General features: G+C 65.5%; 26 protein-coding genes and 1 tRNA gene. 18 read left to right on the forward strand and 9 right to left on the reverse strand.

What is annotated here, in order from left to right; genetic code table 11:
* Positions 1-5 precede the first annotated feature (5 nt).
* Both QFZ36_RS00060 and xerD read left to right on the forward strand, forming a co-directional pair.
* The gene (locus QFZ36_RS00060) at positions 6-665 is read left to right on the forward strand and encodes an NUDIX domain-containing protein (RefSeq protein WP_306632884.1); all 660 of its coding nucleotides are present in this window, start codon (positions 6-8) and stop codon (positions 663-665) included.
* Positions 665-1,705, forward strand: coding sequence for a site-specific tyrosine recombinase XerD (xerD, locus tag QFZ36_RS00065; RefSeq protein WP_306632886.1), 1,041 nt, complete (start codon positions 665-667; stop codon positions 1,703-1,705). The genes QFZ36_RS00060 and xerD overlap by 1 nt, the downstream gene beginning before the upstream one ends.
* A 48-nt stretch (positions 1,706-1,753) precedes the next feature.
* Here the strand turns inward: xerD and QFZ36_RS00070 are convergent, their stop codons facing one another.
* Entirely contained in the window at positions 1,754-2,443 is a 690-nt protein-coding gene (locus tag QFZ36_RS00070; protein WP_306632888.1) for a hypothetical protein, read from the reverse strand.
* Positions 2,444-2,519: 76 nt separating this feature from the next.
* Here QFZ36_RS00070 and QFZ36_RS00075 point away from each other — a divergent pair, with 76 nt between their 5' ends.
* Positions 2,520-3,002 carry an 8-oxo-dGTP diphosphatase gene (locus QFZ36_RS00075; RefSeq protein WP_306632890.1) on the forward strand — a complete coding sequence of 161 codons (483 nt, stop codon included), beginning with the start codon at positions 2,520-2,522 and terminating at the stop codon, positions 3,000-3,002.
* Positions 3,003-3,077: 75 nt separating this feature from the next.
* On the opposite strand, the gene QFZ36_RS00080 is transcribed toward QFZ36_RS00075, so the two are convergent.
* From QFZ36_RS00080 to QFZ36_RS00105, 6 genes are all read right to left on the reverse strand, one after another.
* Positions 3,078-4,217: a bifunctional 2-methylcitrate synthase/citrate synthase gene (locus tag QFZ36_RS00080; protein ID WP_306632893.1), complete on the reverse strand. Its 1,140-nt coding sequence runs from the start codon at positions 4,215-4,217 to the stop codon at positions 3,078-3,080.
* A gap of 57 nt (positions 4,218-4,274) precedes the next feature.
* Entirely contained in the window at positions 4,275-5,177 is a 903-nt protein-coding gene (gene prpB, locus QFZ36_RS00085) for a methylisocitrate lyase (protein WP_306632895.1), read from the reverse strand.
* Complete coding sequence (locus tag QFZ36_RS00090; RefSeq protein ID WP_306632896.1) at positions 5,177-6,697, reverse strand: MmgE/PrpD family protein; 1,521 nt, start codon at positions 6,695-6,697, stop codon at positions 5,177-5,179. The genes prpB and QFZ36_RS00090 overlap by 1 nt, the downstream gene beginning before the upstream one ends.
* 10 nt (positions 6,698-6,707) lie before the next feature.
* Positions 6,708-7,349 carry a GntR family transcriptional regulator gene (locus tag QFZ36_RS00095; protein WP_306632898.1) on the reverse strand — a complete coding sequence of 214 codons (642 nt, stop codon included), beginning with the start codon at positions 7,347-7,349 and terminating at the stop codon, positions 6,708-6,710.
* 187 nt (positions 7,350-7,536) lie between these two features.
* Positions 7,537-8,250: a response regulator gene (locus QFZ36_RS00100; protein ID WP_306632900.1), complete on the reverse strand. Its 714-nt coding sequence runs from the start codon at positions 8,248-8,250 to the stop codon at positions 7,537-7,539.
* Positions 8,247-9,881, reverse strand: coding sequence for a sensor histidine kinase (locus QFZ36_RS00105; protein ID WP_306632901.1), 1,635 nt, complete (start codon positions 9,879-9,881; stop codon positions 8,247-8,249). The genes QFZ36_RS00100 and QFZ36_RS00105 overlap by 4 nt, the downstream gene beginning before the upstream one ends.
* A 174-nt stretch (positions 9,882-10,055) precedes the next feature.
* On the opposite strand from QFZ36_RS00105, the gene QFZ36_RS00110 reads away from it, so the two are divergent.
* The 10 genes from QFZ36_RS00110 (at position 10,056) to QFZ36_RS00155 (ending at position 19,701) form a co-directional block, all read left to right on the forward strand.
* The gene (locus tag QFZ36_RS00110; RefSeq protein WP_306632903.1) at positions 10,056-11,402 is read left to right on the forward strand and encodes a cation:dicarboxylate symporter family transporter; all 1,347 of its coding nucleotides are present in this window, start codon (positions 10,056-10,058) and stop codon (positions 11,400-11,402) included.
* Positions 11,403-11,635: 233 nt separating this feature from the next.
* Positions 11,636-12,535, forward strand: coding sequence for a ParA family protein (locus QFZ36_RS00115; protein WP_306632904.1), 900 nt, complete (start codon positions 11,636-11,638; stop codon positions 12,533-12,535).
* A gap of 7 nt (positions 12,536-12,542) precedes the next feature.
* Entirely contained in the window at positions 12,543-13,355 is an 813-nt protein-coding gene (locus tag QFZ36_RS00120; protein ID WP_306632906.1) for a segregation and condensation protein A, read from the forward strand.
* Positions 13,352-14,014, forward strand: a complete 663-nt coding sequence (gene scpB, locus QFZ36_RS00125) for an SMC-Scp complex subunit ScpB (protein WP_306632908.1) — start codon at positions 13,352-13,354, stop codon at positions 14,012-14,014. The genes QFZ36_RS00120 and scpB overlap by 4 nt, the downstream gene beginning before the upstream one ends.
* A gap of 114 nt (positions 14,015-14,128) precedes the next feature.
* Positions 14,129-15,352 (forward strand): pseudouridine synthase, encoded by a 1,224-nt coding sequence (locus tag QFZ36_RS00130; RefSeq protein ID WP_306632909.1) that lies wholly within the window; start codon positions 14,129-14,131, stop codon positions 15,350-15,352.
* Between the two features lie 2 nt (positions 15,353-15,354).
* Positions 15,355-16,464 (forward strand): prephenate dehydrogenase, encoded by a 1,110-nt coding sequence (locus tag QFZ36_RS00135; protein WP_306632911.1) that lies wholly within the window; start codon positions 15,355-15,357, stop codon positions 16,462-16,464.
* A complete protein-coding gene (gene cmk, locus QFZ36_RS00140) occupies positions 16,464-17,177 on the forward strand; it encodes a (d)CMP kinase (RefSeq protein WP_306632913.1) in 714 nt (237 codons plus the stop codon). Before QFZ36_RS00135 ends, cmk begins: the two co-directional genes overlap by 1 nt.
* A 46-nt stretch (positions 17,178-17,223) precedes the next feature.
* Positions 17,224-17,904 carry a lysophospholipid acyltransferase family protein gene (locus tag QFZ36_RS00145; protein WP_306639031.1) on the forward strand — a complete coding sequence of 227 codons (681 nt, stop codon included), beginning with the start codon at positions 17,224-17,226 and terminating at the stop codon, positions 17,902-17,904.
* A gap of 10 nt (positions 17,905-17,914) precedes the next feature.
* On the forward strand, positions 17,915-19,465 hold the full coding sequence (gene der / locus QFZ36_RS00150) for a ribosome biogenesis GTPase Der (protein WP_306632915.1): 1,551 nt from the start codon (positions 17,915-17,917) through the stop codon (positions 19,463-19,465).
* A 159-nt stretch (positions 19,466-19,624) separates the two neighbouring features.
* Positions 19,625-19,701, forward strand: a tRNA-Pro gene (locus QFZ36_RS00155).
* Between the two features lie 105 nt (positions 19,702-19,806).
* Here the strand turns inward: QFZ36_RS00155 and QFZ36_RS00160 are convergent.
* Complete coding sequence (locus QFZ36_RS00160) at positions 19,807-20,676, reverse strand: Fpg/Nei family DNA glycosylase (RefSeq protein ID WP_306632917.1); 870 nt, start codon at positions 20,674-20,676, stop codon at positions 19,807-19,809.
* 163 nt (positions 20,677-20,839) lie between these two features.
* On the opposite strand from QFZ36_RS00160, the gene gcvH reads away from it, so the two are divergent.
* From gcvH to QFZ36_RS00185, 5 genes are all read left to right on the forward strand, one after another.
* Entirely contained in the window at positions 20,840-21,226 is a 387-nt protein-coding gene (gene gcvH, locus QFZ36_RS00165; RefSeq protein WP_306632919.1) for a glycine cleavage system protein GcvH, read from the forward strand.
* 156 nt (positions 21,227-21,382) lie between these two features.
* Positions 21,383-21,859: an FHA domain-containing protein gene (locus QFZ36_RS00170; protein WP_306632921.1), complete on the forward strand. Its 477-nt coding sequence runs from the start codon at positions 21,383-21,385 to the stop codon at positions 21,857-21,859.
* A gap of 23 nt (positions 21,860-21,882) precedes the next feature.
* On the forward strand, positions 21,883-22,599 hold the full coding sequence (gene ftsR / locus QFZ36_RS00175) for a transcriptional regulator FtsR (protein WP_306632923.1): 717 nt from the start codon (positions 21,883-21,885) through the stop codon (positions 22,597-22,599).
* Positions 22,599-23,102 carry a bifunctional nuclease family protein gene (locus QFZ36_RS00180; protein ID WP_190988956.1) on the forward strand — a complete coding sequence of 168 codons (504 nt, stop codon included), beginning with the start codon at positions 22,599-22,601 and terminating at the stop codon, positions 23,100-23,102. The genes ftsR and QFZ36_RS00180 overlap by 1 nt, the downstream gene beginning before the upstream one ends.
* 236 nt (positions 23,103-23,338) lie before the next feature.
* Positions 23,339-23,932: a MerR family transcriptional regulator gene (locus tag QFZ36_RS00185; RefSeq protein WP_306632926.1), complete on the forward strand. Its 594-nt coding sequence runs from the start codon at positions 23,339-23,341 to the stop codon at positions 23,930-23,932.
* Between the two features lie 63 nt (positions 23,933-23,995).
* Here QFZ36_RS00185 and QFZ36_RS00190 read toward each other — a convergent pair whose 3' ends face one another.
* Positions 23,996-24,814, reverse strand: a complete 819-nt coding sequence (locus QFZ36_RS00190) for a ParA family protein (RefSeq protein ID WP_306632927.1) — start codon at positions 24,812-24,814, stop codon at positions 23,996-23,998.
* Positions 24,815-24,850 lie beyond the last annotated feature (36 nt).

Genomic DNA, 24,850 nt, shown 5'->3' on the forward strand with positions numbered 1-24,850 from the left:
GCGCGATGCCCGGTACACACGAAGCCACCCACGTAGTAAAGGTTTCGGATGCACCGAGCCCGCGCCATCTTTTGTCCACGGAGAAGGTCTACGAGGGCCGCATCTGGGACGTGGTCAGTGATACCTTCCAGCTGCAGGACAGCGGCGAAGCCCTCACCAGGGATTACATTGACCACCCCGGCGCCGTTGCCATCCTGCCGATGAACAACGACGGCGAGATCCTCCTCCTCAAGCAGTACCGGCACCCCGTGGGTATGGACCTGTGGGAGATCCCGGCAGGCTTGCTGGACGTGGAGGGCGAGGAGTTCCAGGCAGGCGCGGCACGCGAACTCGCCGAAGAGGCGGACCTCGCCGCCGGCACGTGGAACGTCCTGGCCGACGTCTTCAATTCACCGGGTTCCTCGAGCGAGGCCATCAGGATCTACCTGGCCCGAGACCTCATCGAGGTTCCGCACCACGAACGCCACGAGCGGACGGACGAAGAAGCCGAGATCGAGTTCCACTGGATCAACCTGGATGACGCCGTGGAGTCCGTGCTGGCCGGCCGCCTCCACAACCCGTCCGCCGTCGTCGGGATCCTTGCGGCGGCAGCTGCCCGTGCTGACGGATTTGCCGGGCTCCGGCCAGCAGATGCGCCCTGGCCCGAGCACCACAGCCAGCGCTGATGGCCCCTGGTCCTTCGGCTGAAGCGGCACTGCCGGCTGAGGCGGTGTTCCCGGCTGAAGCGCCATCGCCTGCTGGGGAGGCGGTGACCGTCCCGGCGGCGGCTCCAACGCCCGTCGAGCGGGGCATCACCGACTACCTCCAGCACATGGGGGTGGAACGGGGACTGGCTGCCAATACCCTGGCCGCGTACCGCAGGGACCTGGCCCGGTATTCCCGTTACCTTGCGGCCGCGGGCTGCGGCCGGCCCGAAGACATCACCCGGCATCACGTCACGGGGTACGTGCGTGCCTTGGCGGACGGGTCCGACGGCGGTACAGCCTTGGGCGTGCGGTCTGCGGCGAGGACAGTGGTCGCCGTGCGCGGCCTGCACAAGTTCTGGGCATTGGAAGGGTTCACGCCCACCGACCCTGCCAGCGACGTCCATCCGCCGATGCCCGGGAAGCGGCTGCCGAAGGCCATCAGCGTGGACGAGGTCACCAGAATCCTGGAGGCGGCCGGCACGGATACCGCCACCGGCCTGCGGGACCGTGCCCTGCTCGAGTTCCTTTACTCCACCGGTGCCCGCATCAGCGAGGCCGTCGGCCTGGATGTGGACGACATTTCCCTCCAGGAAGCGGACACCGGGCCGGCGATCGTGCGCCTTTTCGGAAAGGGCTCCAAGGAACGGCTCGTGCCGCTCGGGTCCTACGGAGCCCGGGCTCTGGACGCCTACCTGGTCCGCGGCCGTCCGCTGCTGGCGGCCAAGGGTAAAGGCACGCCGGCCTTGTTCCTGAATGCGCGCGGCGGCCGGATCAGCCGCCAGAGTGCGTGGACCATCCTGAAGGCTGCGGCAGAAAAGGCCAACATCACCAAAGACGTTTCACCGCATACCCTCCGGCACTCCTTCGCCAGGCACCTGCTCGAAGGCGGCGCGGACGTTCGAGTAGTCCAGGAACTGCTGGGTCACGCCTCGGTGACGACCACCCAGGTGTACACACTGGTCACCGCGGACACCTTGCGCGAAATCTACGCTGCGGCCCATCCGCGCGCGCTCGGCTGAGGCTGCCAGGAGCAGCCCTGGGCTGCCTGCATTTTCTCCGGGGGACAGCTAGGGCAGCGCCTCGAGGGTCAGTTCCACCGGGCCCAGCAGGAAAGCCAGCACGGACGTGCCCATCCCCGCGAGCAACATCAGCCCCGGATGGGCCAGGCCAACCACCACCCGGCGCAGCCGCGGACGGCCGCGGAGGAACGATTTCGGCACCCGCGATAGCGCAGGGGTCTGCCGCCAGCCGCGAAGCCTCCGCAGGAACCAGGCACAACGGCCAACAAACGCCAGCCACAGGACGGCCACCACCAGCGGAAACAAGGCTGCCATCAGGTTGAGCCCCAGGGCAGTCACTTCACGCTCGGAATCACCCGCCAGGGCTTGGATGGTGGTGGAGATGGACGCACTCAGGACCACCGATATGGCCCACACCATAAATGCCGCAACGAGCGCCAGGAAACGCACGAAGAACAGGCCCAATACTGATTCCCGGGCGGCCTTCACCTGCTGTCGTGGAGTCACATGCAGCACGGCCAGGGTGCTGAGCAGCGTGGGCAGGGCAGCCGCGGCCACCAGCAAATACCAGGTCCAGCCCGCCAGGTCCACGAATTCATCCGTCACAATGAGCACCGTCCAGAAACCGGCCCAGGCCCAGCCCCAGTACAAAGGGTTATGCACCAGCCACTCCGGCAGCCGGGCGTCAAGGTTCGAGATGCGGGCCGGCCGTATCCCGGGTGCAGTTTCGGGAGTCACACGTAGAGCTTGGCATATTCAGCGCCCGCTGGCGCTCCTTCATTGAGAACTCCCCAGACGCCATAGGCTTGAGCGCATGACTGCAGCCCGGATTAGTCTCTGCTTCCTGCTCCGTGACGGGGATTCCGGCCGGCAAGTGCTGCTGGGCCTGAAGAAGACCGGATTCGGGCGCGGAAAGATCGTCGGCATTGGCGGCCACGTCGAAGCGGGGGAGAGCGAGGCCGAAGCCGCGATCCGCGAGGTGCGGGAGGAAGCCGACATCGGGCTCCGGCACGAAGACCTGAGGGACGCGGGCGTTGTGCGCTTCGTGTTTCCCGCCAAACCGGAGTGGGACATGGACACCCGGCTGTTCACTGCCGTCCGCTGGGACGGCGAGCCCACCGAGAGCGCCGAGATCGCTCCGGCCTGGTTCGACACCGCCAGCCTTCCGGTGGACAGGATGTGGCAGGACGCCGACCACTGGCTGCCGGTAGTCCTGGAAGGCGGCAGGGTCAACATCGTGGTGACCATGGACAACGACAACGAAGCCGTGGCCTCCTCGGAAAGCCTTCTCTTCTAAACAAGTGCCAGGGAACCGTCGCGGCCCGGCCACCGTGAGGTGACCGGGCCGGCGTCGTGCTTCCGGAAACCCTCCCTAGGGAACGTGCCGCTCCTCGGGGCCCACGTATTCGCTCAGCGGGCGGATCAGCGAGTTGGCGTCCAGCTGCTCCATGATGTGTGCCGTCCACCCGGTGATGCGGCTGGCCACAAACAGGGGGGTGAACGTGGCGGTGTCGAACCCCATGAGGTGGTAGGTGGGGCCGGCAGGATAGTCCAGGTTGGGCTTGATGGCCTTGGCTTCTTCCATGGCCGTCTCCAGGCCGTTGTACAGCCCCAGCAGCTCGGGCCGGCCGTAGTGGGCAATCATCTTGTCCAGGGCGGCCTTCATGGTGGGCACGCGGGAGTCGCCGTGCTTGTAGACGCGGTGGCCGAACCCCATGACCTTCTTTTTCTGCGTCAGCGCGTTTGCCATCCATGTTTTGGCCCGCGCCGCCGCGTCCTCCAGTGACTCCTGCGGCCGGATGCCGATCTCGTCGAAGGTGTGCATGACGGCCTCGTTGGCACCACCGTGCAGTGGGCCCTTCAACGCGCCTATGGCTCCGGTGACCGCCGAATGGAGGTCCGAGAGGGTAGAGGTGATGACCCGGGCGGTGAAGGTGGACGCGTTGAACGAATGCTCCGCGTAGAGGATCATCGACACGTTGAAGGCCTCCACCACCTCGGGCACCTGTTCCTCGCCGAAGGCCATCCACAGGAAGTTGGCCGAATAGCCCAGGTTGTCACGGGGTTCAATAACGCCCTGCCCGTGGCGCCGCCGCTGGTCGTACGCCACCACCGCCGGCATGGCAGCAAACAGGTCAATCGCCTTGGCCATGTTGGCCTCTCGCGAGGAATCCTCGGCCAGCGGGTGCCGGGCGCCCAGCACCGAGGCCGCCGTCCGGCACACATCCATCGGATGGGACGTCTCCGGCAGAGCATCGATGACCTGCTTGACCACCGGATCCAGGGCGCGGCCGGCCCGCTCCCGCGCCATGAACTCCGCCAGCTGCTCCTGGCTGGGCAGCTCACCGTTCCACAGCAGGTAGGCCACCTCCTCGAAGCTGCACCTTGCGGCCAGCTCCTGGACGGGGTAGCCCCTGTACAGCAGGGAGTTGGTGTCCGGGTTGACCTTCGAGACGGACGTGTAATCCACTACGACGCCGTCAAGACCCTTTTTGATGTCCACTTCAGCCATGCTGAAACTCCTTCGTTCCTGTCGCCTGTTGTACCGGCGGTACCGGCGCGGTTTTCCCTACTCCCCGGGGACCCGGAAATTGAACACTCCGCTGTCAAAGCGGTTGTAGCCTTCGTAGTCAACGAGATCGTATAGCCGGGCACGGGTCAGCATGCTGCCAACCTGCGCCTCCTGCGTGCCGTCAGCCTTGATCGATTCCAGCGTACGCTCGGCAGCACCCATGGCACTACGGAGAAGGGTCACGGGATAAATGACCAGGTTGACGCCCACGGCCTGCAGCTCTCTCGTCGAGAAGAGCTCGCTTTTGCCGAATTCGGTCATGTTGGCCAGAATCGGCACGTTGACGGCGTCGCGGATGGCCTGGAATTCGGCGAGGTCGCGCATGGCTTCGGGGAAGATCGCGTCGGCGCCGGCTTCCACGAGGGCTTTGACGCGGTCCTTCGCGGCTTCCAGCCCCTCCACCGCCCGGATGTCGGTGCGGGCCATGATGAGGAAGTTCGGGTCCCGCCGGGCATCGGCGGCAGCGCGGATCCTCTTGGTGGCAGTCTCCAGGTCCACCACGTTTTTGCCGTCGAGGTGCCCGCAGCGTTTGGGGTTGAACTGGTCCTCGATGTGCAGCCCGGCCAGGCCGGCGTTTTCGATCTCCTGCACGGTGCGGGCCACATTCATCGGTTCCCCAAAACCGGTGTCAGCGTCGACGATGGCGGGCAGGTCGGTCATGCGGGCGATCTGCCCGGCCCTCGTGGCCACCTCCGTGAGGGTGGTCAGGCCAATGTCCGGCAAACCCAGGTCATTGGCCAGGACTGCGCCGGAAATGTACACCCCGGCGAAGCCCTTCTCCTCGATCAGCCGGGCGGAGAGGGGGTTGAACGCCCCGGGGAACTGGGCGATGGTGCCGGCGGCCAGCAGTTCGCGGAACCGGATGCGCTTCTGTTCGGGGGTGACTTTGGAGTACAGCATCAGAAGAGCCCCTTGGGTGCGGCGCCGAGGTCAATGACCCCGGGGGCGGCGGTGATGTTCAGCTGGTCCAGTTCCCTTGCGGCGAGTTCGGGGAGGCGTTCGACGGCGGCGAGGAACCTTTCGATTTCGGCTTCCTCCACCAGTCCGGCGGCGAGGGTGCGGAACTTGTTGATGTACTGTTCCCGGCCGAAGGGGCGGGCGCCGAGCGGGTGGGCGTCGGCGACGGCGATCTCATCGGTAATCACGGTGCCGTCGGTGAGCGTGATTTCCACCGAACCGCCGAAAGCCTTCTCTGCAATGTCCAGGGAGTGGTAGCGGCGGGTCCATTCCGGGTCTTCCTCCGTGCTGACCTTCTGCCACAGTTCCACGGTGTCCGGCCGGCCGGCTCGTTCGGGGGAGTAGGAGTCCACGTGGTGCCAGGCGCCGTCCTGCAGAGCGACGGTGAAGATGTACGGGATGGAGTGGTCCAGCGTCTCCCTCGAGGCGCTGGGGGAGTACTTCTGCGGATCGTTGGCGCCGGAACCGATGACGTAGTGCGTGTGGTGGCTGGTCCTGATCAGCACCGACTTCACGTTAGCGGGGTCGGTTGCCTCGGGGTGCTCGCGGTTGAGCTTGCGGGCGAGGTCGATCCAGGCCTGGGCCTGGTACTCGGCTGAGTGTTCCTTCGTGTAAGTATCCAGGATGGCGCGCTTGGCCTCCCCTGGAGTTGGCAGCGGAACCATGTAGGAGGCGTCCGGCCCGTCGAGCAGCCAGGCGATCACGCCGTCTTCGCCTTCGTAGATCGGCACCGGGGAGGTCTGGCCGCGCATGGCACGGTCTGCCGCTTCCACGGCCATCTTGCCGGCGAACGCAGGGGCGTGCGCCTTCCAGGTCGAGATCTCGCCCTTGCGGGATTGCCGGGTCGCGGTGGTGGTGTGCAGTGCCTGCCCGACGGACTGGAAGATCGTTTCGACGTCGAGCCCCAGCAACGTGCCGATCCCGGCCGCGGCTGACGGGCCGAGGTGGGCCACGTGGTCGATCTTGTGCTTGTGCAGGCAGATCGCCTTCACCAGGTTCACCTGGATCTCATACCCGGTAGCGATGGCCCGCACCAGGTCCCGGCCGGTGGAGCCCACGTGCTGTGCCACAGCCAAAATCGGCGGGATGTTGTCACCCGGGTGGGAATAGTCTGCGGCAAGGAAGGTGTCGTGGTAGTCCAGTTCACGGACTGCAACGCCGTTGGCCCAGGCAGCCCATTCGGGCGAGACGCGTTCGCCGATGCCGAACACCTTCGCACCCTTCCCGCCGGTGCTGGGCGCGTGCGCCAAGGCCTGGGCCCGGGCCGCCACGATCGGTGCCCGGTTCAGTGATGCGACCGCCACCGAAGCGTTGTCGATGATCCGGTTGATGACCATCTCTGTGACCTCGGCGGTCACCTCCACGGGGTCGGCGGCAACCGTGGCGATCTTATGGGCAAGCTGGTCCTCGCGGGGAAGGTTCTCTTCGCTCTTGTAGACGCGGACGTGGTGTTCCTTGACCATCGGGCTCCTTCTAGCGGGGTGTGTGGGTTGCTTTGATGTGGGACAGGCTGCGGTGCAGATGCAGGGTGGTGGCTGCCTGCGCCAGGCGGGGGTTGCCAAGGGCGATGGCCTCGGCGATTGCCGCGTGTTCGGCTGCTGCGGCTGTCAGCCGGGTGGCATCGTCGGCTGCCAGGCGGCGTATGCGGACCAGGTGGACCCGCAGGCCGCGCATGGCCTGGGCAAGGTAGGAATTGGAGCTGGCCGCGTCGATGGCGGAGTCCAGCCGTTCCACCAGCAGGTAGTAGTCCTCCAGGGCGGGTGTGCTGCCGTTAAGGAGTGATGGGGCGGCCCGGAAGTCTGCCTCAAGGGTCCGGAAAATGCCGGCGTCGCCATGTTCGGCAGCGAGTGCCGCAGCCTTGCTTTCCAGCGTCTCGCGGAGCTCGAAGAGTTCCTCGATATCCTCCAGCGAGATGCCGGTGACGACGACGCCGCGGCCGCCCGCCGCCGTCGTCAGCCCTTCTGCTGTCAGGCGGCCCAGCGCCTCCCGGAGCGGCGTACGTGAGACGCCCAGCCGCTCCGCCTGTTCCACCTCGGCCAGCAAGGCGCCCGGCTGGAGCCGCCACTGGACGATGTCATCGCGGAGCGCGGTATAGGCGCGGTCGCTGGCTCGCAATGGCTGTCCCTTCGTTGGTAAAGCCAGTGTATACAGAAACGCCAGAAAAAGGGAGAACTGGGCGGAGTTCTCGCACATTTTGACGTTCCATGTATACAGGGAGCGATCCGAGACTTCGACAGGCTCAACCACCCGGCGGGGCAGCGGTGGTGGGGGATTCCGACAGGTCAACCACCGACAGTGGCAGTCACCGTCCGCCCCAGCGGTATTCGTTCTCGGGCCGGCCTGGCGTGCCGTAGCGGGCAGTCCTGGTCACCGTCCCTGCATCGGCGAGGTACTCCAGGTAGCGGCGGGCAGTAACGCGGGACATGCCCAGGGCGTCCATGACTTCCGTGGCGGACACGGCACCCTGCTGCTCCTTCATAAACTCCTGGACGGAAGCCAGCGTTGATACCGCGAGGCCTTTTGGCAGGGGCAATTCAGAGGGCGCGCGCAGGCTGGCGAACGCCTGGTCCACGTCTGTCTGCGAAGCTCCAGCCTTTCCCGAACCCCCTGCAGGCCCTGCCAGCTGCTGCCGGAACTGGCGGTAACTTTCCAGTTTGTCGGCGAAGGTTGCATAGGTGAACGGCTTAATCAGGTACTGGACCACGCCAATGGCCACGGCGCTGCGGACAATGGCCAGTTCGCGGACGGCAGTGATGGCGATGATGTCCGCCAGGATCCCAGACGCCCTCATGCGGCGGGCGATGTCGAGGCCGTGCAGATCTGGCAGGTTCATGTCCAGGAGGACAAGTTCCACCGGTTTTCCCGCTGCCGCGAATTCGTTGAGCAGCCGCAGGGCGGACTGGCCGTCCGGGGCCGTTCCGGCGAGCTCGAAGCCTGCCAGCCGTCCTACGTAGGTTGCGTGGGCGGCAGCTGCGATGGCCTCATCCTCGACGACGAGGACCCGGATGTTGCTCACGGTTTGTGCTCCTTCTCTGCTGGCACCGCTGCGGGGAGGAACACTTCGAACTTGGCGCCGCGCCGTCCATTGATGGTCAGGGTACCCCGCAGGCGCTGCACTGCCTGGCGGACCAGCGCGAGTCCGATGCCCCGCCCGCCCGGACCTGCCGGTTTGGTGCTGAACCCATGCCGGAAAATGTTCTCAGCGGCAGCAGAATCAATGGCGGGACCGGAATCGTGGACCGTGATATCCAGTCCTTCCTCATCCGATTCCACGGTGAGCTCCACCCGCCGGGGCGGCGGACCTTCCGCGGCAGCATCCATGGCGTTGTCGAGCAGGTTACCAAGGATGGTGACCAGATCCTGGACGGCAATTCCCGCCACGCTCGCCGAACCGAGTGCGGCAACGTCCAGCTGCACTCCGCGTTCGTGGGCCTCGGCCACCTTGCCCATCACCAGGGCTCCCAGGATGGGCTCGTCGACGGAACTGACCATGTCATCCGTCAGCTGCTGGCTAAGTTCCAGGTCCTTGGTGGCAAAGTTGAGTGCTTCCTGGGTGCGGCCCAGCTCCAGGAGCGAAACCATGGTGTGCAGCCGGTTGGCATGCTCGTGTGTCTGTGCACGCAGCGCGTCGGAGAGGGTGCGCATGGTCTCCAGCTGATTGCCCAGGGCCTCAATTTCTGTCCGGTCCCGCAGGGTGGCCACGGTTCCGTAGACGGGGGTCTTGCCGCGGCTGCCGGGAGATTCGGGCCCCTTGGCGGGTCCTTGATTGACCACCAGGATGCGGGACCCGGTGAGGATGATCTCGTCGTTGGCGCTGCGGCCGGACTCGAACAGGGTCCGGAGCCCCTCATCAAGGGGCAGTTCGGCCAGCGACGGAGGCCGGGTGGGATCTTTGCTGCCCGGGCCCTCCAGTCCCAGCAGCTCGGCGGCCTGGTCGTTGTACATCACCACACGGCCCCTGGTGTCGATCAGGATCAATCCTTCCCGCACGGAATGCAGCACCGATTCGTAGTACGCGAACAGCTGGGCCAGCTGCTCCGGCCCCCAGCCCCGGGTGACGCCGCGCAGGTACCGGCCCAGCAGCCACGAAGCCAGCGAACCGCCCACCAGCAGGGTAAGGCCGATGGCCAGGAGAGCGGGCAGCCGGCCGGACAAGGCAACGTCCACGCTCCGGACGGTGACGCCCGCGGCCACCAGCGCCCTCACGTTTCCGGCCGCATCCTTCACCGGCGCGATGGTGCGGACCGAGGGTCCCAGCGTTCCCGCCGTGACCTCGGTAAAAGTCTCGCCGCGCAGCGCGGCCTCGATGGAGCCGATGTAGGGCCTGCCCAGTTCCTCGCTTCGCGGATGCGTCCAGCGGGTCCGGTCCGGCGCCATGATGGTCACAAAATCGGCTCCCGAGCCGGCCATGACGTCAAGGGCATAGGGCTGCAGCAGAGCAGATGGATTGGTGGTGTCCGCAGCCTGGAGAACCAGGGGATTGGCGGCGATCGCGGCGGCTACGCCGGTCATCCGGCGGCCCGCTTCGTCGTAAGTGCGGTCCCGTGCGTCGATGAACGTGGCGGTACCAACGATCGCGATAAACGACACCACAATCAGCAGGTTCGCCACAAACAGCCGGCGGGCGATACTCCAGCGGTGGATCATCTGTACCTTCCCGGACCATTGCCTGCGGCCTGACTGTTTACTGTGTCACGACCAATATGAACGCAACGGTGAGCTGGGTCACCACCTGCCCAATGATGGATATCACACCGGAGGACGTGTTGAGCCCAGAGACTGTGCCGCAGCGTCTACCAGATTATCCAAAGGAGACACATCATGGCTTCTCAACGAGGAGAGTCGCTTGACAGCGTGAAGACGCCGCGCAAGGGCCTGGACAAATCGCATTACCTCTACATCGCTGTCATCGTCGCCGTGATCCTGGGCGCCGTTGTCGGCCTGCTTTTCCCCGAGGTGGGCAAATCCCTCAAGCCGCTCGGCGACGGGTTCATCAAGCTCATCAAGATGATGATCGCACCGATCATTTTCTGCACCATCGTCCTGGGCATCGGTTCCATCGCGAAAGCCGCAACGGTCGGCAAGGTCGGAGGCCTGGCGCTGGGCTATTTCGTGGTCATGTCCACCTTCGCCCTGGCCATCGGCCTGGTGGTCGGCAACATCATCCACCCGGGCGAGGGCCTGAAGCTCGCTCCCTACGATCCCAACAAGAAGGCCGCGACGGACAGCACTGTGGACTTCCTGCTGGGAATCATCCCCAGTGACGTCCCCGTCCTGCCCACGCTGCTGGCAGCCATCCTCGTCGGCTTCGCACTGCAGAAGATGGGCCCCCAGGGCGCTCCCATCCTCAAAGCCGTCAGCCACGGCCAGGCGCTCGTATTCCGCATCCTCATCATGATCATGTGGCTGGCCCCGGTAGGCGCCTTCGGTGCCATCGCCGCCGTCGTCGGGGCCACCGGCTTCCAGGCAATCGTCAGCATGTTCACCCTGATGATCGCCTTCTACATCACGTGCGCACTGTTCATCGTGGTCATCCTCGGCGGACTGCTCCAGGTGGTGTCGGGAGTCAACATTTTCAAGCTGATGAGGTACCTGGCCCGCGAATACCTGCTCATCTTCTCCACCTCCTCCTCCGAAGCCGCGCTGCCCCGCCTGATCGCGAAGATGGAACACCTCGGCGTCTCCAAGCCCGTCGTCGGCGTCACGGTTCCCACCGGCTACTCCTTCAACCTTGACGGCACGGCCATCTACCTGACCATGGCATCCCTTTTCGTGGCCAACGCCATGGGCACCCCGCTGGACCTCGGCGCCCAGATCTCGCTGCTGATCTTCATGATTATCGCCTCCAAGGGTGCTGCCGGCGTCACCGGCGCCGGACTTGCCACCCTTGCCGCCGGCCTGCAGGCGCACAAGCCCGAACTGCTGGGCGGCGTGGGCATGATCGTCGGCATCGACCGGTTCATGTCCGAGGCCCGCGCCCTGACCAACTTCACCGGCAACGCCGTCGCCACCATCCTGATCGGCACGTGGGTCAAGGAGATCGACGGCGGCCAGGTAGGCAGGGTCCTCTCCGGCGAACTGCCCTTCGACGAACAGACCATGATCGCCGGCCACGGCGAGATGGCGCCGAAGGAAGAGGGCGCACGGACGGTCGCAACCACGGCCTAGCCTCCGGCATCGGCCACCCGCCAAACTGCCCCCGCAGCCTCTGCTGCGGGGGCAGTTTCGTGCCGGGAGGGAGGGGAACCTTCGACCTCAGCTAGAGGGTCAAGGCTCAACATCCGCGGAAAGTCAAGTTGCCTCGAATACCGTGTCGGGCGCTGTAACCTTGGGAAGAAGCAGGAGCGTTGCTGGCCATCCAGCGGCAGGAAATCACCGTCATCGAAAGTGTGGATAGATACGTGAGCAGCGAACAGGGTTCAGCAACTCTGGAGGGCACGGAATTCGACCTGGAAGACGCGGTGATGGGGCCCACCGGGCGCCCATACCGCGAGTTCCCGGAACCCGCGCCGCTGTCCTCCCACGGTCCGGCCCGCGTCATCGCCATGGTCAACCAAAAGGGCGGCGTCGGAAAGACCACCTCCACCATCAACCTCGCGGCAGCGCTGGCCGAATACGGCCGCCGCGTCCTCCTGGTGGACTTCGATCCCCAGGGCGCCCTGTCAGCAGGCCTGGGCGTCAACCCCCACGAGCTGGACCTCACTGTCTACAACGTGCTGATGGACCGGAAAGTGGACATCCGTGACGCCATCCACCAGACCGGCGTGGAAAACGTTGATTTGCTGCCGGCCAACATCGACCTCTCGGCAGCCGAAGTGCAGCTGGTTAATGAGGTGGCACGCGAGCAGGTGCTGGACCGTGCACTCAAGAAAGTCGAAGACGACTACGACGTCGTCCTCATCGACTGCCAGCCGTCCCTCGGCCTCCTCACCGTCAACGCCCTGACCGCCGCGCACGGCGTTATCATCCCGCTGATCTGCGAGTTCTTTGCCCTGCGTGCCGTGGCGCTGCTGGTGGAAACCATCGACAAAGTCCAGGACCGGCTCAACCCCCGCCTGCAGGTGGACGGCGTGCTGGCCACCATGTACGACGCCCGCACGCTGCACAGCCGCGAAGTGATCGCCCGCCTGGTGGAGGCCTTCGGGGACAAAGTCTTCGAAACCGTGATCAAGCGCTCCATCAAGTTCGCCGACGCCACCGTAGCTGCTGAACCCATCACCAGCTACGCCGCCACCCACGTGGGGGCCGACGCCTACCGGAGGCTGGCCAAGGAACTGATTTCGCGCGGCGGCGCACCCTAGCCACGCCGTGGCCGAAACCAGGCCCGGCTTCGAAGTGCGGCTGGCCAACTTCACGGGTCCGTTCGACCTCCTCCTGGGGCTGATCGCCAAACACCAGCTGGACATCACCGAGGTGGCCATCGCCACCGTCACCGATGAGTTCATCAAGTACATCCGGAAGCTGCAGAAGCTGGGCGAAGAGTGGGCCCTCGATGAAGCCAGCGAGTTCCTGGTGATCGCCGCAACGCTCCTGGACCTCAAAGCTGCGCGGCTGCTGCCCGCCGGAGAAGTCGAAGACGGCGAAGACATCGCGCTGCTGGAAGCCAGGGACCTGCTCTTCGCCCGGCTGCTCCAGTACAAGGCCTTCAAGCAGGTGGCCGGCATCCTCGGCGAAACGCTGCATCAGGAGGCCCTCCGCTTTCCCCGCCAGGTGGCACTGGAGGAACACTTCGCCGCGATGCTTCCCGAGCTGGTCTGGAGACACACCCCGGAACAGTTTGCCCGCCTGGCGGAAGCGGCCATGCAACCCAAGGCTCCGCAGCCAACAGAAGTGGGCCTGGCCCACCTGCACGGCGGCAACGTCAGCGTCAAGGAGCAGGCTGAAATCATGGGCCTGCGGCTTCAGCTCGAATCGCCGCTGGCCTTCCGGACCCTGATCGCCGACGCTGACTCCACCCTGGTGGTGGTTGCCAGGTTCCTTGCCCTCCTGGAGCTCTTCCGTGACAAGGCAGTTTCCTTCGACCAGCTCTCGCCGCTGGGGGACCTGGCGGTGCACTGGACGGCGGGGAGCGGGGATTGGTCTGCGCAGAACCTAAGCGAGGAATTTGAGGAGCAGCTGTGACTGAACGTCCGACAGAGGACACAAGCCAGGAAGAGTCAGACGCCGGAAGTCTTCCCGGCGGCGCCAAAGCCGCCCTCGAGGCCGTGCTGATGGTCATCGACCAGCCCGCCACAGAAGAGGAACTGGCTGCGGGCCTGGAGCTGACCGTAGATGCGGTCATCGGCCTGCTGGCAGAACTTCAGCAGGAGTATAACGGCTATACTGTTAAAGCCCCGGATATGGATTCAGCCAGCGCAGCTGGTTTCGGCTCCAGCCCCCGGGGTTTTGAATTGCGGAAAGTCGCCGGTGGCTGGCGGATCTACTCCCGTGCCGAATTCGCCCATATCGTGGGCAAATATGTGCTGGAGGGGCAGACGGCCAGGCTCACCCAGGCCGCCCTGGAAACGCTCGCGGTGATCGCTTACCGCCAGCCGGTGTCCAGGGCCAGGGTGTCCGCAATCAGGGGAGTCAATGTTGACTCCGTCGTACGGACACTCGCGCAGCGCGGGCTGATCGAGGACTCGGGAACAGATCCGGAGTCCGGCGCCATCCTCTACCGGACCACCTCTTACTTCCTGGAGCGGATGGGAATCGGTTCAGTGGCCGAGCTGCCGCAGCTGTCCCCGCACCTCCCGGGGCTGGACGGGATCGCGGAGTTCTACGACGTCGAAAGAACGTAGGCAGGGGACCAGCCCTGGCTGCGGCACGAGTACTTACAAGGGCAGATTATTTCTGCGCGGCTGGTTAGGGTTGTCCTTGGACACCTTGCCGGTCAATATATCGAAGGACGGGTCATGACACAGGCGGGACGCCAGGGTTCACCACGTAACGGTTCGGGACGCAACAGCCCCGGACACAACAGCACGCCGGGACGCAACACGTCCCAGGGCGGCAATTCCGGCGGCGGCAATTCCGGCGGCGGCTTCCGCGGCGGTTCCGCCAAGCGCGCCGCCGGGTTCGGAAGCGACCGGCCGCACCGCGCCCCGAAGCCGCGCGAGGAGCGCTTTATCGATCCGGACCAGGCGCCAGAAGCCCGGACCGGACGCGGAGCGGCGGAACAAAAGTCCGCCAAGCCCTCTTCACGGAAGCCTGCTGCGCGCAAGCCCGGAGCCAAGAAGGCGCCCGGAACGCCCGGCGCGCCCAAGCAGAAGCCGCGTACCGGCGCACCGGGAGCAGCCGCTTCGCGTGCGTTCGGCAGCGAACGCTTCGGCCAGAACCTGGGGCCCGTCCGCAGGCCAACACGGAAGAAGGGCCCGCGCGGCGAGGTTGCCCAGTCTGAACTCCACGATGCCGATGGCGTGCGGCTGCAAAAGGTGATGGCCTCGGCCGGAGTGGCATCACGCCGCGTCTGCGAAGAGATGATCGCTGAAGGCCGGGTGGAAGTGGACGGCCAGGTAGTCACCGAGCTCGGCGTCCGCATCGATCCCAAGACTGCCGTTATCCACGTGGACGGACTGCGCATCCAGCTGGACGAAAACCTGGTGTACATGGTGTTCAACAAGCCCAAGGGTGTTGTGTCCACCATGGAGGATCCCGAAGGCCGCCCCTGCATCAGCGACTTCCTCCGCAACCAGCACGGCGAACGGCTCTTCCACGTGGGCCGGCTTGACGTCGCCACCGAGGGGCTGCTCCTGCTGACGAACGACGGCGAGCTGGCCAACCGCCTGACCCACCCGTCCTACGAGGTTCCCAAGACGTACCTGGTGCAGGTCCGTGGGCCGTTCCCCCAGGGTATCGGTGCCCAGCTCAAGCAGGGTGTGGAACTCGAGGACGGCTTCGCCTCCGTCGACTCCTTCCGGCTGGTGGATTCCACCCCCGGCCATGTGCTGATCGAAGTTGTGCTGCACTCGGGCAAGAACCGCATCGTCCGCCGCCTGTTCGACGCCGTCGGATTCCCGGTCCTGCGGCTGGTCCGCGTCAAGGTGGGACCCATCGGCCTGGGTGACCAGCGCCAGGGAAGCATCCGCAACCTGGGCAAGCAGGAAGTCGGCCACCTGCTGGCATCCGTAGGGCTCTGACCATGTCCGCTTTCCAGAGCCAGGGCCGCGGGCACCTGGACGGGCCGGTGGTGGTCATCGGTACGGGGCTGCTGGGGACCAGCATTGGCCTGGGACTGCGCGGGCGCGGGGTACCTGTCTACCTGTCCGATCCATCGCCCACCAACCAGGCTGTTGCGGTGGACATCGGGGCAGGGCAACCACTGGATGCGCTTGCCGGTGAGGTGCCGCAACTGGTGGTTGTTGCCGCGCCGCCGGATGTCACAGCCGATGTGGTGGCGAAGGCGCTGGCTGACTACCCGGAATCCGTGGTGGTGGACATTGCCAGCGTCAAGGCGGGAATCCTCTCGGCCCTGCGCAGCCGTGGCGTGGACCTGTCACGCTACGTCGGCACCCATCCCATGGCAGGACGGGAAAAGTCGGGGCCGGTTGCTGCCCGCGGCGAGCTGTTCACGTCAATGCCCTGGGTGGTATGCCCATCCGATGAGACTTCCGGTGCCGCCCTCCAGGTGGCCCGCTCGCTGGCCACCGACCTGGGGGCTGTGGTTTCCAGGTTCACGGCCGACGAGCACGACGAAGCAGTGGCCCTGGTCTCGCACCTGCCCCAGGTGATGTCATCGCTTTTGGCCAGCCGCCTGCAGGGCACGCCCCTGCATGCGCTGTCCCTGGCGGGCAACGGGCTGCGGGACGTTACCCGGATCGCTGCCAGCGATCCCACCCTGTGGGTGCAGATCCTGAACGGCAACGCGGCGAAAGTGGTGGAGATCCTCTACGGCGTGCGCGAGGACCTCAACCGGCTGATCGGCACCTTGGAACGGCCGGCAGCGCCAGGTGCCCGCCTGGATCTTGCGCAGCTGATCAGCGAAGGCAACGCAGGCCAGGCCCGGATCCCTGGCAAGCACGGCGGTCCTCCGCAGGCGTATTCGTGGCTCACCGTCCTGGTGGACGACAAGCCGGGCCAGATCGCGCAGCTCCTGACCGAGATCGGTGAAATCGGCGTAAACGTTGAGGACTTGCGGCTGGATCATTCGTCGGGCCAGAACGTGGGCATGGTGGAATTGTCAGTGTTGCCCAATAAGCATGACCACCTGATCGAAGCATTAAACGACCGCGGATGGCGGGTACTTCAGTAATGACACAGGAACTTCTTGACACCCTGCCGGCGCTCCGCCTCGGCAGGCCGCTGGTGGTTGCCATTGACGGGCCGTCAGGCTCAGGCAAGTCCAGCGTCAGTAAGGAAGTGGCCCGCCGGCTCCGCCTGGCCTACCTCGATACCGGTGCGATGTACCGCGCCCTCACCTGGTACTGCGTTTCCGGCGGGATCGACCTGGAGGACGCCGCCTCCGTTGAGCAGGCCTCCCGCGACCTTGTCCTGGACCTGAGCACCAGCCCCAACGAGGAGTATGTCCGGGTGGACGGGGCGGACGTTACAGACGCCATCCGCGAACCGGCCATCTCCTCGGCAGTCAGCGCCGTGGCCACTACCCTCGGCGCCAGGACGGAACTCATCCGACGGCAGCGGGCACTGATCGAAAAGCACCACCGCCGCATGGTGGTGGAAGGCAGGGACATCACCACCGTCGTCGCACCCGGAGCAGAGGTGCGGATGCTGCTGACCGCCAGCGAGGAAGCCCGGCTTCGCCGCCGCGGCATCCAGCTTGGCGGTACGCAGAACGCCGAACAGCTGGCCGCACAGGTCACCCATCGCGACGCCAAGGATTCCACGGTGGTCAACTTCACGCAGGCCGCCTCCGGCGTGGTCACCCTGGACTCCTCGGACCTCGACTTCGACCAGACAGTTGCCGCAGCCCTGGTGATTGTGACCAAGGTCCTGAACCGTGACTGAGCCGGTAATGCCTCATGGCACGCCGGGGATTCCCGCCGGCTGGACCATGGCCTGGAGCAGGCCCGTGGGCTGGATCCTGGACCACCTGGTCTACCGGACATCCGTCACAGGGCGGCACAACGTCCCCACCGGCGGTCCGGTGATTTTCGCCGGGAACCACATTAGCTTCCTGGACGGGCCGGTCATGTTCGGTGCCTCGCCGCGGCCCATGCACATCCTGGTGAAACAGGAGATGTTCACCGGGTTCCTGGGCCGGGTCCTCACCGCCTCCGGGCAACTGCCGGTGGACCGCTCCGGAGACCGCGCTGCGCTGCAGCGCTGCAGGAAAGTGCTCGACGCCGGCCGTTGCGTAGGGATCCTCCCGGAAGGAACGCGGGGGAGCGGGGCAGCGGAAGACATCAACGGCGGCGTTGCCTGGCTGGCCCTGAACTCCGGCGCGCCGGTAGTGCCGGTTTCGATTTTGGGTACCCGCAAGGGCGACGAGCACCTTGATTCCGTACCGCGGCCGGGCAGGCGCTTCCACGTCAGCTTCGGCAATGCGCTGACCCTGAGCCGCAGGGCCGGGGAAAGCGGCCGTGCTTCAATGGACAGGGCGGCGCTGGAGATCCGGGCCGCACTGTCAGGGCACGTGCAGGATTCCATTCAGCTGACCGGGCAGCCACTGCCGGCGGCCAGCAATTCACAAAGACTTCAAGCAGTAGCCGGGACGCCGGCAGATGACCACTAAGGACAGTGCAATGAGCGACACCACCCAGACCTCCGGCCACCCAGGCGCCGGCGACGACGAATACACCCCCACAGGCACCGACCAGGTGGCCGAGCGGCTGGCGGCCATTGACGACGACGAAGCGGAGCTCCGCGCGGCGTCCCTCCGGGCGGGCCTTGAGGATTACGACCTTGACGAGGACGACGCCGCGCTCCTGAGCGGCGAGTACGACGACGAGGACTATGACGGCCCCGTCAAACTTGACCCCGTCCTGGCCATCATCGGCCGGCCCAATGTAGGCAAGTCCACGCTGGTGAACCGCATCCTCGGCCGGCGTGAAGCCGTGGTCGAAGACACCCCCGGCGTCACCCGCGACCGTGTGATGTACTCCGCGCACTGGAACGGGCGCAACTTCACCCTGGTGGACACCGGCGGCTGGGAACACGACGCCCGTGGCATCCACGCCCGGGTGGCCGAGCAGGCCGAAATGGCCGTGGAGCTCGCGGACGCAGTGCTCTTCGTCGTCGATTCCGCCGTGGGCGCCACCGCCACCGACGAAGGCGTAATGAAGATGCTGCGCCGCAGCAAGAAGCCCGTCATCATGGTGGCCAACAAAGTGGACGACTTTGCGCAGGAAGCGGACTCCGCTGCACTGTGGGGCCTCGGCTTCGGCGAGCCCTACCCGGTATCCGCCCTGCACGGCCGGGGTGTGGCTGACCTGCTGGACCATGTGATGGACGTCCTTCCCGAGTTCTCCACCATTGAGGGACTGGAACGCTCCGGCGGCCCCCGCCGCATTGCCCTGATCGGCCGCCCCAACGTGGGCAAGTCCTCGCTCTTGAACAAGCTCGCCGGCACCGAACGGGTGGTGGTGGACAACACCGCCGGCACCACCCGCGACCCCGTGGACGAATTCATCGAACTCGGCGGCCGGACCTGGCGGTTCGTGGACACCGCAGGCATCCGCCGCCGCCAGCACATGGCCCAGGGCGCGGACTTCTATGCCTCCCTGCGGACGCAGTCCGCGCTCGAAAAGGCGGAGGTCGCCGTCGTGCTCCTCGCCGTGGACGAGGTCCTCAGCGAGCAGGACGTCAGGATCCTGCAGCTCGCCATTGAATCGGGCCGCGCCCTGGTGCTGGCGTTCAACAAGTGGGACCTGCTCGACGACGAACGCCGGCGCTACCTCGAACGCGAGATCGAGCAGGACCTGGCCCACGTGAGCTGGGCTCCCCGGGTCAATATCTCGGCCAAGACCGGATGGCACAAGGACCGCCTGGCTCCTGCCCTGGACGTGGCGCTGGAAAGCTGGGACAAGCGCATTGCCACTGGCCGCCTGAACGCCTTCCTGGGCGAACTCGTCGCTGCCCACCCGCACCCCGTGCGGGGCGGCAAGCAGCCGCGCATCCTTTTCGGCACCCAGGCCTCAAGCCGGCCGCCGAAGTTCGTGCTGTTCACCACAGGCTTCCTGGACCCCGGATACCGGCGCTTCATCACCCGCCGGCTGCGCGAAACCTTTGGCTTCGAGGGCTCGCCCATCGAGGTCAACATGCGGGTGCGGGAAAAGCGCGGCAAGAAGCGTTAATTGCGGTGATGTGCGCAACACGCATTGGCCCAATGCCCGGAAAGTGTCACTGGCACCCTCCGGGATCGTGTAAGCTCTTCTAGGTGGTTCGGCCGGACTGCTGGTGGAAATCCCCGGGTTAGCCCGCGGATGAAGCGCAGCGGAGAACGGCGGAACTGACGGGCTGTAGCGCAGCTTGGTAGCGCACTTGACTGGGGGTCAAGGGGTCGCAGGTTCAAATCCTGTCAGCCCGACCAAAAAGTGGAAGCACCGGAGAAATCTGGTGCTTCCACTTTTTTGTTGCCTCTTTGCTCCTCGAAAAACGCGCCATCACTTCCGGCATCAATCTGGGCAACGCGCCATCACTTCAGGAACTTTGACGTCCTGCGGTCGGCCAGGATCTTGCCTTTCGTCTGGCAGGTGGCGCAGTACTGCAGGGCGGTATCGGCGAAGGAAACCTCGCGGACCGTGTCCCCGCACACGGGACACGGCAGGCCGGTCCGCGCGTGGACCCGCATGTGGCTCCGTTTGACGTCCTTGAGGTCCTTCGGCGGCTTGCCGCGTGCCTCCGCCAGTGCCGTGCCCAGGACGCTGTGGATGGAGTCATAGAGGACCTGGACCGTTCCGCGGTCCAGCGACTTGGCCGTGGCGAAGGGCGAGATCCGGGCTGCATGCAGGATCTCGTCGCTATAGGCGTTCCCGATGCCGGCGATCACGCTCTGGCTCCTCAGGAGCCCCTTGATCTGCTGCGAACTGCCCGCGAGGATCTCCGCCAGCATGTCGGCGTCGAACGCCTCGGTGAACGGGTCCGGGCCCAAGGTGGCGATCCCGGGAACGTCCTGCGGGTCCCGCACCACGTACACGGCCAGGCTCTTTTTGGTTCCGGCCTCGGTAAGGTCGAAGCCGCGCGGCCCATCGGAGCCTTCGAAAGTGAAGCGCGCCGCGATGTGGCCCTTGCCCATCCTCAACTGCGCATCAGTGGGGGAATCCGTGAAGCGCACCCAGCCGGCCCGCGCCAGATGGAACACCAGGGAAATTCCATCGGTGTCGATGCTGACAAACTTGCCGAAGCGGCGCACACCCGTCACGGTCCTGCCCTCAAGGGCGTTGAAGGGTGGATCAGCCGTCTTGAGCACGGCGAAGGACACGATCTGCACCTTGGTCACCGACGTTCCCTGCAGATGCTTGTCAAGAAATTCAGCCAGGCCGGCCACCTCGGGAAGTTCGGGCATGGTTACCCTGATGCTTCCCGGGGCAGGGGGACAGTGCGCGCGGTCATGCGTCCCATCTTGTCAGAATCCCCCGCGAACGCCCCGGCAGTTATGCCTATACTTTCAGCGGCGGCCTGTTTGGGCCCCCGTTGACATTGGTGTTCGACCCGATGAAAGGCCCCTGATGAGCAACATTCCCGAAGACCTGTCCTACACCGCCGAGCACGAGTGGATTTCTGCCCCCAATGCCGACGGCGTGGTGCGCGTGGGCATTACTGACTTCGCCCAGGACGCGCTAGGGGATGTTGTCTACGCCCAGATGCCCGAAGTCGGCACGAAGATTACGGCGAACGAAGTAGTGGGCGAGGTTGAGTCCACCAAGAGCGTCAGCGACATCTACGCCCCGGTCAGCGGCGAAGTAGTGGCCCGTAACGACTCCCTGGACACTGATTCGGCCCTGATCAACACCGATCCCTACGGCGACGGCTGGCTCATCGAAGTCAAACTGGCCGAACCGGACGCCGTCGAGTCATTGCTCAGTGCATCCGAGTACGAACAACAGGTAGGCTAAAAGCTAACCGGTACATCCGGTTCGGCCGGTCGTGCAGACGGAACGTCTTCGCACGTCAGCGGCCGGATCGGGAGCCGGTGCCGGACCTGCCGGGCAGGCCGGAGAGTAAAAGTTGAATGTCGGCCTGAGAGCCGCATCGTCGAAGAGGAGGAGTCCATGGCTGGCCACACACACAACCCTGCCGATGGGGAATACGGCACTGGTGCGGCCAGGGCATCGGAGACCACCTCGATCCATCTCACCCCGGTGACCGATGAACCCACCATCGCGCCCAAGCTGTCATCGGACGAGCGCAGCTCGGTGGAGGCACTGCCGGCCGGCTCCGCGCTCCTCGTTGCGCACAGCGGCCCGAACGCCGGTGCGCGTTTCCTGCTGGACTCGGACGTCACCACCGCCGGCCGCCACCCCGACGCCGACATCTTCCTTGATGACGTCACCGTCTCCCGCCGGCACGTGGAATTCCGCCGCACTGCCCGGAGCTTCGAAGTGGTGGACAAGAACAGCCTCAACGGTACCTACGTCAACCACGACCGCGTGGACAGCGTGGAGCTCAGGTCCGGCAGCGAAGTCCAGATCGGCAAGTTCCGCCTCACCTTCTACCTCAGCCCTGCCAGCGCTGCAGGCCGCGGCTGATCCGGGGACCGCTGCCTGTGGCAATGGCACAACCGGAACGCCGGGGACCGCAGGTCCTGAACATCGGCGAAGTCCTCGCCCAGCTCAGCGGTGACTTCCCAGGGATGACAGCGTCAAAAATCCGGTTCCTTGAGGAAAAGGGGCTGATTAATCCCCGGCGTACCCCTGCAGGCTACCGCCAGTATTCCGACGGCGACGTGGAACGGCTACGTTTTGTCCTGGCTTTGCAGCGGGACCAGTACCTGCCCCTGAAGGTCATCAAGGACTACCTCGACGCCATCGACAGGGGAGAACGCCCGGAAAACCTGCCGCCCGGCGTCGTGGTTTCCCCTCGGATCGTGTCCGATGAGCTGGCGGCAGAACTCCAAAGCCGGGGGCGCAAGCTCACTGAGGAACAGTTGCGGACGGAGTCCGGCGCCAGCGTGCCGCTGCTCCAGGCCCTGCTGAGCTTCGGGCTCATCAGCCATTCCAACGGACAGTTTGACGAGCACGCCCTCCAGGTGGCCCGGGCCTGCGTGCAGCTGGAAAGCCATGGGCTTGAGCCGCGGCACCTCCGTCCGTTCCAGGCAGCTGCCGAGCGGGAGTTCGGGCTGGTGGAACGCGCCGTGGCGCCGCTTGCCTCGCGCAGGGACGCCGCGTCCCAGGCGCGCGCGGCGGAGGCTGCCCGCGAAATCAGCGACCTCTGCCTTACCCTGCACCGGGCTCTGGTGCAGGACCACATCTCACGCATGGACATCTGATGATTGAAGTTGAGATCGTAGGCGTTCGGATCGAACTGCCCTCCAACCAGCCACTGGTCCTCCTGCGGGAGATGCACGGCGAACGGCACGTGCCCATCTGGATCGGCACCCCGGAAGCAAGCGCCATCGCCCTCGCCCAGCAGGGTGTTGTTCCGCCCAGGCCCATGACCCACGACCTCCTGGTGGACGTCGTTGAATCGCTGGGCCACTCCGTGGTCAGTGTGAACATCGTGGCGGTGGAGGACAACATCTTCTACGGCCAGCTCCAGTTTGAGAACGGCACCACCGTGAGCTCCCGTGCCTCCGATGCACTCGCCATCGCCCTGCGTGCCAAGTGCCGCATCTGGTGTGCCGATTCGGTGATGGACGAAGCAGGCGTCCGGATCACCGAGCACGATGAGGGGGAGGACGCCGAGCCCGGCCCCACCGTGGACGAAGAGCGCGAACTGCGCCGCTTCCGGGAGTTCCTGGACGACGTGGAGCCCGAGGATTTCGACGGCTAAGGTCACGTTAAGGTTAAAGTTGAGGATGAAAGTTCCGACACGCCTCGTTGAACCGGCCAACGTCTTTGACCTTGCGTCCCCGCGGGCCTAACGTCGAAGTATCAAGTTCCCATTGCTTACGGCAGCCGCGCAAGTCACACTGGAAGGTGCGCCCCGCGGAAATTACAGGCATGGTCTTCGTACCTGTTCCTGCCGCTGCAGTAGTTCACGGGGGGCTTATGACAAGGAGGATCCAGGTGAGTCCCAAAGGCGAAGCAGGCGGGCTGAAGCAGCCCACGGCTGGTGTTGCGATGCCCGCGAGCGGTGCCCAGGGCCTCCTGTTCACCGAAGACCTTCCCGTCCTGGACGAGGACGCAGGCTACCGGGGTCCCACCGCCTGCAAGGCCGCAGGCATCACCTACCGCCAGTTGGACTACTGGGCACGCACCGGACTGGTTGAACCCGCCGTCCGCGGCGCCGCCGGCTCAGGGTCCCAGCGGCTTTACGGCTTCCGCGACATCCTGGTGCTGAAGGTGGTCAAGCGACTGCTGGACACCGGCGTCTCGCTGCAGCAGATCCGCACCGCCGTTGAGCACCTTCGGGAGCGCGGCGTGGAAGACCTCGCCCAAATCACCCTGATGAGCGACGGCGCCAGCGTGTACGAGTGCACCTCGGCTGACGAAGTGATTGATTTGGTGCAGGGCGGCCAGGGTGTGTTCGGCATCGCCGTAGGCCGGGTCTGGCGCGAGGTGGAAGGCAGCCTGGCATCACTGCCGAGTGAGCATGCCGCAGAGCAGTCCTTTCCCGACGACGAACTAAGCAAGCGGCGCGCTGCCCGCAAGATCAGCTGAGTGTTTAAATGGCAGAAGCCGCTCTCCCCACGGAGAGCGGCTTCTGTCGTTGAGCCTGATTTTCTACCGGGTGCGGCTGCGCAGGCCGCTGCCCACTGACATGAGGTTTGCCAGCAGGTCATCAAACAAAGCTGCAGCGGACTTGGCCGAGTCGCCGGGCCAGTGGTGCACGGGGTGGGCGGCGCCCTGGATCTGCTGCCAGTTCGCCTGCTCCGGGATCCTCGGGCTCAGCAGGAGCTCACCAAACATGGATTCCATTTCGGCCAGCCGGTAGCTGTGCTCGGAGGAACCGGACCGCACGCGGTTGGCGATGATGCCTGCGGGTGAAAGGTTGGGCGCAAACTCCTGTCGGAAAAGCTGGATGGCCCGCATGGTCCGCTCGGTACCGGCCACGGAGAACAAGCCCGGCTCGGCGACCAGGGCCACTTTGTCGCTGGCCGACCACGCCATGCGGGTCAGGCCGTTGAGGGACGGCGGGCAGTCGATCAGGACCAGTTGGTAGTCATCCGCGCCGGCCAGCACAGTGGACAGCCGACGGAGGTCACGGCGGCTGAGGTCCGGGCGGTCATAGATTCCCGTGTAGGCAGAGCCGACGGCGACATCCAGGACCGCCGGGCCGGAACCGTTGGACTGGGCGAGCGCCGTCCAGCTGCTGCCCACAACATTCTCTGCCAGCTTGGCGCGGCGGGCGTTCTTGAGCATCCTGCCAATGTCCAGCTGGTCGCCCGGCTGAACGCCCAGGGCGGTGGTCGCATCGGCGTGCGGATCCAGGTCCACCACCAGCGTGCGGACGCCTGCGGCAAGCGCGGCAGATGCCAATCCTGTGGTGACGGAAGTCTTGCCGACTCCACCCTTGAGGCTGCTGATGCTGACTACTTGCACTTGAGAGACCAAAACCTAACGCCGGGTGCCGTGTTG

Source organism: Pseudarthrobacter siccitolerans (genome assembly GCF_030823375.1).
GTDB classification, from domain to species: Bacteria; Actinomycetota; Actinomycetes; order Actinomycetales; family Micrococcaceae; genus Arthrobacter; species Arthrobacter siccitolerans_A.